General features: G+C 41.0%; 16 protein-coding genes. 7 read left to right on the top strand and 9 right to left on the bottom strand.

The window, feature by feature from the left end:
* Window positions 1-58: 58 nt before the first annotated feature.
* The 3 genes from AC2D3N_RS23980 to bchD are packed head-to-tail and all read right to left on the bottom strand — an operon-like array spanning window position 59 to window position 3,844.
* Window positions 59-748, bottom strand: coding sequence for a DUF4276 family protein (locus AC2D3N_RS23980; RefSeq protein WP_484692381.1), 690 nt, complete (start codon window positions 746-748; stop codon window positions 59-61).
* Window positions 748-1,848, bottom strand: a complete 1,101-nt coding sequence (locus tag AC2D3N_RS23975; RefSeq protein ID WP_484692380.1) for an AAA family ATPase — start codon at window positions 1,846-1,848, stop codon at window positions 748-750. The genes AC2D3N_RS23980 and AC2D3N_RS23975 overlap by 1 nt, the downstream gene beginning before the upstream one ends.
* Window positions 1,849-1,873: 25 nt before the next feature.
* A complete protein-coding gene (gene bchD / locus AC2D3N_RS23970) occupies window positions 1,874-3,844 on the bottom strand; it encodes a magnesium chelatase ATPase subunit D (RefSeq protein WP_484692379.1) in 1,971 nt (656 codons plus the stop codon).
* A gap of 76 nt (window positions 3,845-3,920) precedes the next feature.
* On the opposite strand from bchD, the gene AC2D3N_RS23965 reads away from it, so the two are divergent.
* Window positions 3,921-4,469 carry a pentapeptide repeat-containing protein gene (locus AC2D3N_RS23965; protein WP_234996751.1) on the top strand — a complete coding sequence of 183 codons (549 nt, stop codon included), beginning with the start codon at window positions 3,921-3,923 and terminating at the stop codon, window positions 4,467-4,469.
* On the opposite strand, the gene AC2D3N_RS23960 is transcribed toward AC2D3N_RS23965, so the two are convergent.
* A complete protein-coding gene (locus AC2D3N_RS23960) occupies window positions 4,470-4,688 on the bottom strand; it encodes a hypothetical protein (protein ID WP_079680139.1) in 219 nt (72 codons plus the stop codon). It abuts the gene before it with no gap.
* A 231-nt stretch (window positions 4,689-4,919) separates the two neighbouring features.
* Here AC2D3N_RS23960 and AC2D3N_RS23955 point away from each other — a divergent pair, with 231 nt between their 5' ends.
* Window positions 4,920-5,105 carry a DinB family protein gene (locus tag AC2D3N_RS23955; protein WP_200816806.1) on the top strand — a complete coding sequence of 62 codons (186 nt, stop codon included), beginning with the start codon at window positions 4,920-4,922 and terminating at the stop codon, window positions 5,103-5,105.
* A 229-nt stretch (window positions 5,106-5,334) separates the two neighbouring features.
* Window positions 5,335-5,940, top strand: coding sequence for an SRPBCC family protein (locus AC2D3N_RS23950; protein WP_484692378.1), 606 nt, complete (start codon window positions 5,335-5,337; stop codon window positions 5,938-5,940).
* Between the two features lie 29 nt (window positions 5,941-5,969).
* On the opposite strand, the gene AC2D3N_RS23945 is transcribed toward AC2D3N_RS23950, so the two are convergent.
* On the bottom strand, window positions 5,970-7,139 hold the full coding sequence (locus AC2D3N_RS23945; protein ID WP_234996761.1) for a type IV pilus twitching motility protein PilT: 1,170 nt from the start codon (window positions 7,137-7,139) through the stop codon (window positions 5,970-5,972).
* Window positions 7,140-7,303: 164 nt separating this feature from the next.
* On the opposite strand from AC2D3N_RS23945, the gene AC2D3N_RS23940 reads away from it, so the two are divergent.
* The 4 genes from AC2D3N_RS23940 (at window position 7,304) to AC2D3N_RS23925 (ending at window position 10,604) form a co-directional block, all read left to right on the top strand.
* The gene (locus tag AC2D3N_RS23940) at window positions 7,304-8,485 is read left to right on the top strand and encodes a DUF58 domain-containing protein (RefSeq protein WP_079680142.1); all 1,182 of its coding nucleotides are present in this window, start codon (window positions 7,304-7,306) and stop codon (window positions 8,483-8,485) included.
* A 128-nt stretch (window positions 8,486-8,613) separates the two neighbouring features.
* Complete coding sequence (locus AC2D3N_RS23935) at window positions 8,614-8,976, top strand: ferredoxin-thioredoxin reductase catalytic domain-containing protein (RefSeq protein WP_079680143.1); 363 nt, start codon at window positions 8,614-8,616, stop codon at window positions 8,974-8,976.
* 103 nt (window positions 8,977-9,079) lie between these two features.
* A complete protein-coding gene (locus AC2D3N_RS23930) occupies window positions 9,080-9,505 on the top strand; it encodes a DUF309 domain-containing protein (RefSeq protein ID WP_484692377.1) in 426 nt (141 codons plus the stop codon).
* A 25-nt stretch (window positions 9,506-9,530) separates the two neighbouring features.
* On the top strand, window positions 9,531-10,604 hold the full coding sequence (locus AC2D3N_RS23925; protein ID WP_484693788.1) for a D-alanine--D-alanine ligase family protein: 1,074 nt from the start codon (window positions 9,531-9,533) through the stop codon (window positions 10,602-10,604).
* 124 nt (window positions 10,605-10,728) lie between these two features.
* Here AC2D3N_RS23925 and hpsU read toward each other — a convergent pair whose 3' ends face one another.
* The 4 genes from hpsU to AC2D3N_RS23905 all read right to left on the bottom strand — a co-directional run bounded on the left by hpsU (window position 10,729) and on the right by AC2D3N_RS23905 (window position 13,887).
* Window positions 10,729-11,295, bottom strand: coding sequence for a hormogonium polysaccharide biosynthesis acetyltransferase HpsU (gene hpsU / locus AC2D3N_RS23920; RefSeq protein ID WP_484692376.1), 567 nt, complete (start codon window positions 11,293-11,295; stop codon window positions 10,729-10,731).
* Window positions 11,296-11,298: 3 nt separating this feature from the next.
* Window positions 11,299-12,225 (bottom strand): glycosyltransferase family 2 protein, encoded by a 927-nt coding sequence (locus tag AC2D3N_RS23915; RefSeq protein WP_484692375.1) that lies wholly within the window; start codon window positions 12,223-12,225, stop codon window positions 11,299-11,301.
* A gap of 44 nt (window positions 12,226-12,269) precedes the next feature.
* Window positions 12,270-13,214, bottom strand: coding sequence for a glycosyltransferase family 2 protein (locus AC2D3N_RS23910; protein ID WP_484692374.1), 945 nt, complete (start codon window positions 13,212-13,214; stop codon window positions 12,270-12,272).
* 61 nt (window positions 13,215-13,275) lie between these two features.
* On the bottom strand, window positions 13,276-13,887 hold the full coding sequence (locus AC2D3N_RS23905; protein WP_079680148.1) for a DUF3611 family protein: 612 nt from the start codon (window positions 13,885-13,887) through the stop codon (window positions 13,276-13,278).
* Between the last annotated feature and the right edge of the window lie 271 nt (window positions 13,888-14,158).

Here is a 14,158-nt window from a genome sequence, read left to right as displayed (position 1 = left end):
TAAGACTCGCCCAAAATTCATCACAATTTCTATTTTCTAGTAATAATAATGTTTAAATTCAATGTTGTTCGGGTTGAGATAAATTCTCTAAACGTTCTATCCATTGATTAAAATGAGGACATTTTTGTCTAATAGTTTTTAAACCAATTTTTTGAGCCATTAAAGGTGCAACAGAAGGTTTTGCACCCTCATAAAGAGGAATAGCTTGAATAATTCGTTTAGAAGGAGCCGTTTGTTCTCCATCATTAATGAGTTCTGGGGAGTCAAAAGATTGACAGAGAGAAACTAATTGTTGAACCTCTGATTGATAGTCTGGAAATCGTTCTTCAAGTTTAATGGGATCAGATAAAATCAGAGCTTCAAATTCATGTAATTGAATATAGGGAATAAAACGACTATCGTTGATATCGCCAAATAAAGCATTCTCTAATTGTTCAACCTTTTGGTAAGGATCAGGTATTTTCTGTGCTTCCTCAAATTCAGGGAAATCATTAGGTAAAGCATATAAATCAAACATTGTTGTAAATCTAGCTTCAGGATGTTTATCCTGTTTTAACCAGAGAATAATATCTTTTTTTGCTTTTTGATAACTGACTAAACCGCCTCGATGAACTGCGGTTCTTGTTCGTTTCGTTGTAATACAATGGACATCAGTGCTAATATTAAAATAGCCTAAATGCTCTGTTAAAATTGTATTGATAAATTCTTCTTCCGTTTGACCTTCAGCAATAATATGTAAGCGGATCATCACTTGGGCCTTCCTCCCAAAACATTTTTATTCCAAAGTTCCGATAAAGAATATTCCTCTAACCAATCTTTCAAAGGTTCAGGATCGAGACGCTTGAACTCAGAAGCACGTTGTTTACGGTCAACAATAATAATATCTTCCGGTGCAAAACAATCAATTAAAAAGGTTGATTGAGTCGCTAAAATTACTTGAACTTCGTGAGAAATACTCTGAATTAATCCTGCAATAATATTAATGGCATAGGGATGTAAACCTAATTCGGGTTCATCTAAGATTAAAACATCCGGTAAATCAGATATTGGTTGTAACAAGAGGGTGACTAATGCCATTGTTCTTAACGTTCCATCGGAAATTTGATGAGAACTAAAAATAATATCCGTATTTTTTTCTGTCCATTGTAAAATAACAGTATTACTAACGGGTTCCAAAACAAAATCATCAAAAAAGGGAGTAATTTGAGTTAAGGTATCAACAATAATTCGATAATGTTTGGGTTCTGTTTCCTTTAATCTCAACAAAACTGAGGCTAAATTGGCTCCATCCTCCCGAAGATAACGATTATCTTCAATACTCCACCTTTGCCGAATTCGAGCCGTGTCAGAGGTATTATGAAATTGATAAACTTTACAATTCTGAACTAAAGAAACTAAAGTTCTAGCTGTCAAATCTCCTTGATTAAAAAGATCAATAATCTTGGCTTCTTTATGACCAGAATCCAAAGAAATCCAATCAGCTACTGAACGAAAACGAGAACTAGAAAATCTGTACTTTTCCTCGCCAAAAATCAATGTATCTGATGCTGCATAAAACAATCTGAAATAGTAATCATTTTGACCTGAATCTGTTTCAAAATTAAGTTCTGCTTCCAGTTGAGGTGTGATTGCAACCCCATCAAACAGTAAGGAATTAGCCCCTCCAGATTGACCGATAAAAAGTTGCAATTTTCCTTGAGATTGTATCATCCACGACAATAACTTAAAAAACGAAATCAAGTTAGATTTTCCAGCCCCATTAGCCCCAATTAAAATATTAATTTTATTGAGTTCTAATTCTAAGGATTGAATTGATTTGTAACCTTTAATTTTGATTTTTTTTAGCATAATCAAGATTATCTAACTTTAGGGTTTAAGATCCGATCGCCTCTCTTAAAGCATTTTGGGTCATCGCCGCGATCGCTTGATCTGTCGCTTTCGGAAGGTGATAATATTTCCCCCCCGCCGTTTTCGCTAACTCCTTCGCAAACCCCGTAGAAATAAATTTACTTTCGGTATCAATCACTAACAATTGCATCTTTAACCCGCGAATTTTTGCAGCAATTTCTAATATTTCCTTCTTAATATCCGGCTTTTCTCCTTCAATTTGGGGTTCTCCCAAAGACCGAGATAAAGAAATATTCCCCCGCCCGTCAGTAATCGCCACAATCACCACTTGACCAATATCCCCCGACTGTTTGGCATTCACCCCGACTCTCACCGCCTGAGTCAACCCGTGGGCTAAGGGCGATCCACCCCCACAGGGTAAGCGTTCCAGCCGTTTTCGGGCCGCCGCAATCGAACGAGTGGGCGGTAACAACACCTCCGCCTGTTCCCCTCGGAAGGGAATTAACGACACCTGATCTCGACTTTGGTAAGCTTCGGTTAACAGTTGTAACACAGCCCCCTTTGCCGACTGCATCCGGTTCAGGGCCATGGAACCCGACGCATCTACTACAAATACCACCAACGCCCCAGATTTCCGGGCCAACCGTTTCGCCCGAATATCCCCCTGTTCCACAATCACTTTTCGCCCCGGTTCCCGCAGACGTCGGGCTTGTTGATAGGGTGCGGCTGCGCGTAACGTCGCATCAACGGCAATTCTTTGGACTTTCCCCTTGGGTAAAACGGGCTTAATGTACCGCCCCCTGTCATCGGAAAAAATCACGCTGCGACTGCCGGATTTCCCTTGACGGTTTGCCATTTGGGTAAAATACAAAACGCTATCATCCAGGATCACCCCTTCCGGGTCAAAAATAAATTCTTCGGGGATGGTGGCTTCTTCTTCCGGCTGGTCTTCCTCGTCTTCCTCGTCCTCGTCTTCCTGCTCCTGATCTTCCGGGGACTGATCTTGAGGCGGTGGGGGTGGCGGGGGTTGCTGTTGCTGTTGCTCGGGAGGGGGAACAATTTTAGCCCGGGGGACAATCACTAATTCCACCGCCCGACGTAAATCATCGGCGTTGACGGTGGTACGTCCTTCCAAGGCGGCCGAGGCTTTGGCTACTCTTACCGCAAAGAGTTCCGCCCGATGACCCATGACACCACCCCGCACGGCTTCTTGCACTAAATATAAGATTTGTTCCGGGGTAATCACCACATCTTTTAACCATTCTCTGGCTAAAATAATCTGGGTTTTCAGATCATCTAATTCCTGATTATATTGTGTTAAAAAATCTTGGGGCGATCGCGCATAGTCCATGACTTGATCTACCGCTTGCACCCGTTCGTCTAAACTGAGAACTCCATCGGCGGATAGGGCGATCGCAATTCTATCGAGTAAATGATCCCGTAATGACCCTTCTTCGGGGTTAAAGGTGGCGATAAATAAAGGTCTACAGGGATGTTCAAAACTAATCCCTTCCCGTTCGATTACATTCCGGCTTTCGGTGAGAACTGTTAATAATAAATTAGCAATATTATCATCTAACAAATTAATTTCATCGACATATAAAACCCCTCGGTTAGCTGTAGCTAAAAGTCCGGGTTGAAATACGGTTTGACCCTGTTTAACCGACTGTTCTAAATCCACCGAACCCACTAATCGATCTTCGGTGATCCCTAACGGAATTTGAACAAAGGCGGTGGGGACAATTTCCGTCGGTTGCGTCTGATCAACGGGTTCAGCGTTAGCAATTGATCCTTTAACAACTTCTATCGGGGGTAATAAAGCGTGTAATGCCCGCGCCATCACAGATTTAGCCGTTCCTCGTCTTCCGGCAATCACCACACCCCCCAAACCAGGGTCAACCGCCGCCAGTAATAGAGCGAGCTTAATGGCACCTTGTCCAATCACCGCAGTGAGGGGAAAGGAGGTAATCACAGGGGCGCTAACGGGCGCAGACATAGCTTTAGAAATGACAGAACAATATCCTATAATAGCAAATAATGGTACTTTTGTTAATTGGTTTTCCTAAAAAGTTATGAAAATTATCAATTTCAGATTATTTCAACAGCTACAAAACTATACCAACACTTGTGGAATAAATCCCCAATTGCGATTAATTATTGTTACGGGTTTAATTAGTTTAGGGGTTGGATTTCCGGTTTTAGCAGAACGTCAGGGAGATGTAGAAAGATTAATCAGTACCAATCAATGTCAACAATGCGATTTAAGTCAGGCTAATTTGGCAGATGCAAAGTTAGAAGGAGCGGATTTATTAGGAGCAAATTTGCAAAAAGCCAACCTCAAAGGAGCTAATTTAAAAGGGGCGGATTTAAGTTCAGCTAATTTAATCGAAGCGGATTTATCTGGGGCAGATTTACGCGATACAAAGCTCCTGAGTACCACGTTAAGAAAAGCGAATTTAAAGGATGCTGACCTTTCTTGGTCTGATCTTTATCAAGCGTTTTTAGAAGATGCTCAATTTAATAATGCTAATTTATTAAATGCTAATCTCAATAATGCTAAATTACAAGGAACTAATTTTTGTGGTGCGACTATGCCCGATGGACAAAAAGGAAAATGTTAATTATCGTAAACTAGAGAGTTCATCCACAATTTTGATTTTTCCGCGAGAGACTCCTCGGAGTAATCGATCTACACAGCGTCTTTCTTCTTCTGAGAGGGATTCATCTAAAATCGCTGCGAGGAGTCCATACCGATCCGCAACGGTTAAATGACCTGTGGCGTTCACTTGAGCGAACAAATCACCCAGGGCAGATTGTAGGAGTTGAACTTTAGGAACCATAAATATTCAATGTTAACCCAATATTCTAATCTTTACAGATTTTTCATACAGTGAACGTGATTTTACATCAGCTTTACTTGTGATTTCTGGGAATATAATTTGTGATTGAGATAACTTAAAATTTGTGATCGGGTTAAAGTGCTATGGCGATCGCGGAACAATGTCAATGTGACCAAAATCACAATTATCAACCCTATTTTGGCTCTATTGAACTTTCAAATCCTTAATTTTATGATTCACCCTTTAATTGCTCATTTTCAACTTTTAGCTCGTTATAATACTTTAGCCAATCAGCGATTATATTCAGCCTGTGCAGAATTAACCGACGCAGAACGTAAACAAACTAGACCAGCTTTTTTTCAGAGTATTCATAACACATTAAATCATATTATGGCGGACAAATTCACGATATGTTAACCCAAACTATTGTTAAACCCCCCAGTTTAGATATGCACCGGATTCTTAGACCTTAGTTATACCTTTAAATCGGATCTCGTAGTGAGGGCTTCAGCCCTCAGAAAAGCCCTTCAGGGCTTACTAAATTTTAAAGAGAATGGTTTTATTGCGGTTTTTTCTGTTATAATAAACCCAACCTGTGGAAACGTAGAATTTTGCGTCTCTCCTCAATAACTAATTTAAAATACCAATGCCCTTTAATTCTACTCCCCACAAATCTAATCCAGTTTTGACAACATTCGTTTCCGTCTTAGGTTTAAGTATAACCTTGCTCAATAACCCTCTAGCGATGGGTGAAATGGTCAATCCTACTTTAATAGCAAGTCAACCTCAAGGGGCAACAGTAACGGGAAAAGATGGTCAATATGTAGCTAAAATTATTGTTAATAGTTCTGCGGATACCACTTGGAAAGTTTTAACAGATTATAATAATTTTTATCAATTTTTGCCGAATGTTATCAGTAGTAAAGTCTTAAAAACTCAAGGGAATCAGAAAATATTTGAACAAATTTATCAAGTTCAGGCCCTTATTTTTAAACAACAAACTAGGGTTCGGATTGCTAGTACAGAAACCTATCCCAAACAAATTGATTTTAAACTGGTTGATGGGGACTTAAAAGCTTTACAGGGAAGTTGGAAAATTGAACCGATTTCGGCTCAACAAGTTTTAATTGAGCATCAAGTTAAGGTTGACCCGGGTTTCACTCCTAGTCTATCTTTATTTTATAGTATCTATGAAAATAGCTTAAAACAAACCCTAGAGGCAATTAAAAAAGAAACTGAACACAGAAATTAGGGAAATTTTGACACTCAGACTTGAGGATTCTAACTAAAGGGGGATTTACCTTCTTTGAACTGGCGGGCGAGTCCCGCACTGTCGATCCCAGCAATACGGAAGCGACGGTCTAAATCCGTGGGGTCGGGAGAGGTTTTTTCGGCTTCTTCCATGGTGACCCGGGCGGCAATCACCTGTTCAAATAGGGCTTGGTTAATCAGTTGCATTCCTTCATAGGTATCGGATTCCATTAACTGTAGGGCGTTTTCCTCATCGCCTTTGAGCAGATAATCTCGCATAGCCGGGGTATTCACCAAAACATCGTGAACCGCCGTCCGTTTATTATCCACGGTGGGAACTAATAATTGAGCAATCACCGCCACTAAGGAATCACAAATCTGAATCCGCACCGTCGGTTGTTCATCCACATTAAACAGGTTTAACAGACGATTAATGGCATTTAAAGCATTGCGGGTATGAAGTGTCCCTAAAACTAAGTGACCCGTTTGGGCGGCTTGTAGGGCTGTATTAACAGTGATCCGATCGCGCATTTCCCCAATTAGAATCACGTCGGGATCTTCCCTCAGAACCGCCCGTAATGCGTTATTGAATTCTAAGGTATGTAACCCCACTTCCCGTTGACTAATCAAACACATCTTTGAGGGATGAACAAATTCAATCGGGTCTTCAATTGTGACAATATGCTTTTTAGCCGTTTCATTCAAGTGACGAATCATCGCCGCTAAGGTTGTGGATTTCCCCGAACCCGTTGGCCCGGTGATTAAGATTAAACCCTGGGGAGAACTAATAATATTTTTCAGAACTGGGGGTAACGCTAACTCATCAATGGAGGGAATTTGTAAATGAATTAAACGTAAAACCATCGCCCCTCCGGTCAGGGAATCAAAACAATTCACCCGACAGCGCACTAACCCCGGATAAAATACTGCCGTGTCTAATTCCTTCGTATCCGCAAACTGTTGGCGTTGATGGGGAGTCAGAATCTCATCCAAATAATGTTCAAATAGTTCAGGAGTGACTTTAGGCTGATCCTTGGCTCTGGCCATTTGACCCTGAATCCTAAATCGAGGCGTATGTCCGACCCGAATATGAATATCTGAGGCTTTTTTGCTGTAAGCATCCTTGACCATCATTTTGATCGAAGATCCAGAGTTGATAGCAACAGATGAAGGCTCCACCCCACTAGGGGGGGGAGGCATTTTGGGGACAGGCTTGGGGGAAGCGGAGTTCGTCATGGTTTTTTAGATGACTTCAACACAATTTGGCATTAATTAAATTATAAAGAATATATATCTCCCCCGTCGGCTTTGTAAAAATTTCGTAACCCAACCCCAATCTCCTTTGTCCTCAATTACTTTTTCCCATGAAAAAAAATCGGTTTAAATTGCAACGTTGGTTAGAATTTCATGCGGTAGCTCCTGCTTATAGCGGTGGATTACTAATGGGACTCTCTATCTTTTTCTTTGGCTCCGCTACTAACACAATGGCGGGATGGTTATATGTGATTAGTGGAATTAGTTTTGCTTTATTAGTGATCGCCGCAATTTTACCCCAACGTTCCCTATCAGCCCTAAAAATTAAACGAGAAACCATTCACCCCGTAAGTGTGGGAGATGATTTAACCCTGGAATTAACGATTGAAAATTCTACCCATCAAGCGAGAATGCTGATTCAAGTTCAGGATTTATTACCCCCCAGTTTAGGAAAATCTACCACAGTCATTGAATATTTACCTCCCCATGAATCTCGTCAATGGGTGACTTATATTCCCACCCAGAAACGCGGAATTTATCATTGGCTGGGAGTGCAATTCAGAACCGCCACACCCCTAGGATTATTTTGGTGTAGTCGAGAACGAGAAGCCCCGGCAACGGCGATTGTTTATCCGTTAGTTTTGCCCTTAACTACCTGTCCGATCATTGATGAAATGGGACAGGATTATAACCCGAATGTCTATGAAAATCGTCAGTTTCAAATGGCAACAGAAGGCATTACCCGCACTTTAAGACCCTATCGTTATGGTGATGCCACCCGTTTAATTCATTGGCGTTCTAGTGCGCGTTATGGAGAATTACGGGTCAGGGAATTGGAAACTTCTAACGGGGGTCAAGAAGTTATTATTAGTTTAGATAGTGCTTTTTTCTGGCAACCCGATGATTTTGAGCAAGCTGTAATTGCTGCGGCTTCTTTATATTTTTATGCGTCTCACAGTCAATTAAATGTGCAGTTATGGACGGCAAAAACCGGACTAGTTTCTGGCAATCGAGTGGTTCTTTATACCTTAGCAGATGTTCGGTTTGGGGAAGATAGAGTTGTAGAAAATCTCCCTAACTTCCCGATAATTTGGTTAACTCAAAATCCCGAATCTTTAAGAAAATTGCCCAGGGGAAGTCGTTGGTTGCTTTGGCCGAATTCTTCTTCCCCATTGTCTCATAAAAAAATTGATGACCCTAGCCAAAAGTTAGCTAATTTGGGATTAGAAATTATTCCCGATCAACCTCTAAAATCTCAACTGCAATCTTCCTTGAGAAAATCAAATTTTTAGTCTATTAATCAGGATAAATTAATTTTTTTGTCTGTAATTTTATCGATCCTGTCTGCTGTTTTTTTCAAAGTTGCCACCCCTTGCGGTACAATCGAAATAATATTGTTATACAAATTACACGCCGATCCATGACCCCAGAAACTAACGATAAATTATCCACTCAAAAGAGCTTAATGGCGATGAAGCAGTTCTCCGAACAGTACGCCAGACGCACGGGAACTTACTTCTGCGCCGAACCTTCGGTTACTGCTGTGGTAATTGAAGGTTTAGCTAAACATAAAGACGAGTTAGGAGCGCCTCTTTGTCCTTGTCGTCATTATGAGGATAAAGAGGCTGAAGTCAAAAATACTTTTTGGAATTGTCCCTGTGTTCCCATGCGAGAACGCAAGGAATGTCATTGTATGCTATTCCTAACCCCTGACAATGATTTTGCTGGAGATCAACAAAAAATTTCCCTAGAAGAAATTGAAGAAGTTCGCTCCACAATGTAATAATTATTGGGTATTGGTGTCGGTGTTAGGTGTTTAATTTTAGGAAAAGATAGAGTTAGTAAATTCTTACTCATATCTGGTTTTGGGTTAGGAGTTTAAATCCATGCAAGAGGAAATTCCCCAGGAGTTTTGGCAAGGAGTTGAAGAATTTAATCAACAACAATTCTATGCTTGTCACGACACTTTAGAGGCTTTGTGGATGGAAGCACCACAACCGGAGAAAAAATTCTATCAAGGGGTTTTACAAATCGCCGTCGGGTTGTACCATTTAAGCCAAAAAAATTGGAAAGGGGCTGTTATTTTGATGGGGGAAGGGCTGGGAAAACTAGACTATTATTATCCTGATTATAGTGGGATTAATGTAGAACAGTTGATGGATGAAACCAGCCAGCTTTTAAAAGCCTTACAAATAGCCGGAGCCGAAAAGGTGGAGGAGTTTTTACCCTTGATGCAGCCTCAAGGTACTGTCCAAGGTTTAAAATTACCGAAAATTCAAATATTGACTCTGACACTGATAACTGATAACTGATAACTGATCACTGATTCCAATGGCTATGACTAAATTACGGGTGGGATTATTATTTGGTGGGTGTTCTGGGGAACATGAAGTTTCGATTAGTTCCGCTAGGGCGATCGCCAAAGCCTTAACCAGCGATGAAAATGCAACTCGATACGAACTGCTACCCGTCTATATTCAAAAAAATGGGGTTTGGAAAGATAGCGAAATTGCCCAACAGGTTTTAGCCTCGGGAAAACCCCTATTAACTAGCGATGAAGCTCAACCGGGCGATCGCATTCCTCAAAATATTAATTTATCAGAAATTGACCTTTGGTTTCCCATTTTACACGGGCCCAATGGCGAGGATGGAACCATTCAAGGGTTATTAACTTTAATGCAGGTTCCCTTTGTCGGTTCCGGGGTATTAGGTTCTGCCATTGGCATGGATAAAATTGCGATGAAAATGGCATTTTCTCAAGCGGGTTTACCCCAAGTTAAATATAAACTGGTGATGCGATCGCAAATTTATTCTAACCCCTGTATTTTCCCTAAATTATGTGATGAATTAGAAGCGGAATTAGGGTATCCCTGTTTTGTCAAACCCGCTAATTTAGGGTCATCCGTTGGCATTTCCAAAGTCAGAAACCGTCAAGAATTAGAAACTGCCCTAGATAACGCAGCCAGTTATGATCGACGGATTATTGTAGAAGCGGGAGTTATGGCTCGGGAAGTCGAATGTGCCGTATTAGGAACAGATAGACCCAAGGCTTCTGTAGTGGGAGAAATTACCTTTAATAGTGATTTCTACGATTATGAAACTAAATATACCGAGGGCAAAGCCGATCTATTTATCCCAGCAAAAATTAGCGATGAAATAGCCAATAAAATTAAAGAAATGGCGATTCAAGCCTTTTTAGCTGTCGATGCCGCCGGGTTGGGACGGGTTGACTTTTTCTATGTGGAAAAAACCGGAGAAATTTTAATTAATGAAATTAATACTCTCCCTGGTTTTACGGCTACGAGTATGTATCCCCAACTTTTGGCAGCAACGGGGGTTTCCTTCCCTGAATTGGTGCATCAACTCATTCAATTTGCCCTAGAAAGACATTCGGAAATTAAACGGGATTAAAACCAGGGGGAAAACAGATCTCGCTCTTTTTAAGGCGATTTAATCTATAGTGCTATCAATTAAGGTAGGACAATACTAAACTTTCTAACAAGGGTTATAACTTACTATTCCCTATTCCCTTAGATTAGTGCATGGGTCTGGGATAACAGGGACGACAAGGAGAGCCGATACAAACTTGGTCGGAGGGCATACTTTTAAATACACTACTACGCGCCCCAATCACTGAATTTGCGCCAATTTTAACCCCTGGCCCAACAAAACAATCCATCCCCACCCAAACCCCATTTTCAATGTAAATGGGGGCTGTTTGTAATTCAAATTTAGGATCTTTAATATCGTGACCTCCGGTGCATAAATAGCTTTTTTGGGAAATAACGCAATGTTCACCGACAATAATTTCATCTAAACTATAAAATACAACATCATCCCCAATCCAACTGTAATCACCAATGGTAACTTTCCAAGGATAGGTAAATCGGGCGGTGGGACGCAGGATCACGCCTTGACCGACTTTAGCTCCAAATAATCGTAGGATTTGACAGCGAATTCCATTAAAAGGATGTAAGCTGAGGGGAAATGCGATCGCTTGCACTAACCACCATAACAACACAAACCAACCCGGTTTTCCCCGATCAAAATTAGATTGATCATATTGGCGTAAATCCACAAAAGTTGTTTTTTCTTGCAACATAAATCAATGGGGAATGGGGGGTTTAGCAGATTTTGGAGTAACATTTAATTGTCCACCAAATGTACGCAATTCAAATAATTTCACCCCGATTTGATATTCATATTGGCTCAAAAGACGGCCATAAATATATCCGGCTTTACCATCTAAGAATCCCAAGCGGATGATATAAAATATAATAAATCTTAGCAAGGGTTTAAAGGGTAATCTCACCCAAATTTTCTTTAAAAATCGTTTGCGTTGAACCGAATCCCCAAATAGATCAGCACCAATAGTTTTGCTATCATCCGTCCCCATCAAAGTATTATAATAAACCCGAGCTTCCCAATTAGAATAACGATTATGACGCTCAATCCAGTGGAATAAATCTCGAAAATCTTCATGGAGCATATCATTTTTCAGATATCCTACTTGACCGGAAGACATGACAACGTGTTCATGAACTTCATTATCGCCAGTATTGGGAACATCTTCCGTATTTAAGTTTTCATAACGGCCTAATTTATGCTTAAATAAACGCAAATTCCAGTCGGGATATTTGCCCCCATGACGCACCCATGTTCCCAAAAAGAAGACCCGACGATTAATATAATATCCTGTATATTCTGGGTTTTTGATTACTTCAGCAATTTCATCCCAAGACTCGGGGGTAATCCGTTCATCGCAATCTACAATTAACACCCATTCATTTTTAAAGGGTAAGGTTTCTAATGACCAATTTTTCTTTTTCGGCCATCCCCCTTTAAAATAAAATTGAACCACCTTAGCCCCATAATCTTCGGCAATTTCCACACTGCGATCGCTACTTTGGGAATCAACTACAAAAATCTCATCAGCCCGGGCTACACTCGCTAAACAGGCGGGTAAATTCGATTGTTCATTTCTGGCTGGAATCAAAACAGAAACGGGAAGTTTGGAGGGGTTAGAATTCATAGTTAAACTTAACAATAGATAAAATGATTGACCACGATTGCAATTTATTTTTGAGAATTCTCTGGTTTAGATTCAGAATGAACTAAGCCAGAAATTGCAGCACCCAAATAACCGATTTGACCATAAGCATACACGAAATTATCAAATCGTAAGGCAGGATTATCAAAATATTTAATGGTTTTGTATAACCCTCGGATAATGCGTTCCCCACCTCGTCCCAGTTGCACAATTCCATCCCGCCCTGCTAACTGTTCCCGATAACATTCGCTAATGCCTTGCCACCATCCCCGCTCCATAAACCAAGCTCGGTTGACGCGTTCCGGTGCAACATGGTGGGCAACTAACGCTTCAGGAATATAAGCGACTTGCCAACCTTGTTTAAGGGCGAGTTCAGTCATCTGTAATTCTTCGTTAGATAATAACCGTTTTCCCACCCGACCTAAATTGACATCAAAACCGCCAATTTTCTCTAAGAAACTGCTACGGATGGAATAATTTAACCCTCTGGGTGTCAAACCAGGATTTTGAATTTCAACCCACTGGTCTCCCAAATTGTATGCACCCAAATTTCCGGCTAAATTATCAGACAACCAAGGTGGGGGAGTGATTCCCTCTGGCCAAATCAATGTGACTTTCCCTCCAGCGATCGCCAGTTTTGGATGATTTTCATAAGCTGAATATAACACTCTTAACCATGGAGGTGTGGCAATGGCATCGTCATCTAAATAGGCAATAATCGGGCTTTGGGAGTTTTTTGCCCCTGTATTACGAGCCACGGATAACCCCGTTACGGGTTCATAAATATATCGGAGTTTAGGATGGGGAAGACGAGCTTCAACGACTTGACGGGTTCCATCCGTTGAAGCATTATCAACAACAATAATTTCAAAATCAGTAAAATCTTGTTGCAGTAAACTATCAATTGCTAAACCCAAATATTGTTCTCGATTGTGGGTACAAATAATCGCCGAAATCAGAGATTGTGACATGAATTAGACTCCATTCTGGTGCATAAGAACAACGGGAAATAAATTGATAAATACAGAGTGTCTATTTGAGATTAGACTGATGGGAACTGACACGAGTTAATAACCACAAACTCACGGCAATTCCGATTACTTCCGCAGCCATGGCACTTAGCATAGCCTGAATTGCAATTAGATTGAACGGGGTGACAATAGAACCTGGATTCAAAACCGTTGTCCCCGGAGTTGGAGTCAGAATTTTAGACCCTCCCGGGGGTAAGGTCAGCATCCGATACAATAAGGTTCCCACAATTAAGAAACCCACTAAAATTACACAGATCATACCAATCAGATTAATCACAATTCCAATCCATAGGGCATGAACTACTTCTACTTTCGGGGGGCGCTCATTCGGATCTTCTAATTTACTGCCAATTTGAGTGTATCGGAAACACCAATAAATTGTAAAAATTAAAGCAAATAAACATCCATATCCTAAAACTATAACCAAGGCTGAATTGTTAGTATTAGAAGGGGAAGCCGGTCTTAAAAACAAGACAAAAATTAAAAGCAATATCGGAATAATTGCCAAGATAGATTGTACCCAAAACCCGACATAACCCAAACGACGGAAATCTTGGGCAATTTCATGAACATTAGGAGAATTCGAGTCATAATTCGTATAGGGATCAACCATTTTTTTCCTTTGGTAATTATAAAAAGAGGCAATAGGGAATAGGGAATAGGGAATAGGGAATAGGCAATAGGCAATAGGTAATGGGTAATAGGTAATAGGTAATAGGGAATGGGGAATGGGGAATGGGGAATGGGTAATAGAAAGAGTTTACCTCCCCCTGCTCCCCTGCCCCCCTGCTCCCCCTGCTCCCCTGCCCCCCTGCTCCCCCTGCTCCCCCTGCTCCCCCTGCTCCCCCTGCTCCCCCTGCTCCCCCTGCTCCCCCTGCTCCCCC

The organism is Planktothrix sp. PLAVEN19ND (genome assembly GCF_057220675.1).
The sequence above is the reverse complement of the archived record's forward strand: the minus strand, read 5'-3'. Positions and strand labels throughout refer to the sequence as shown.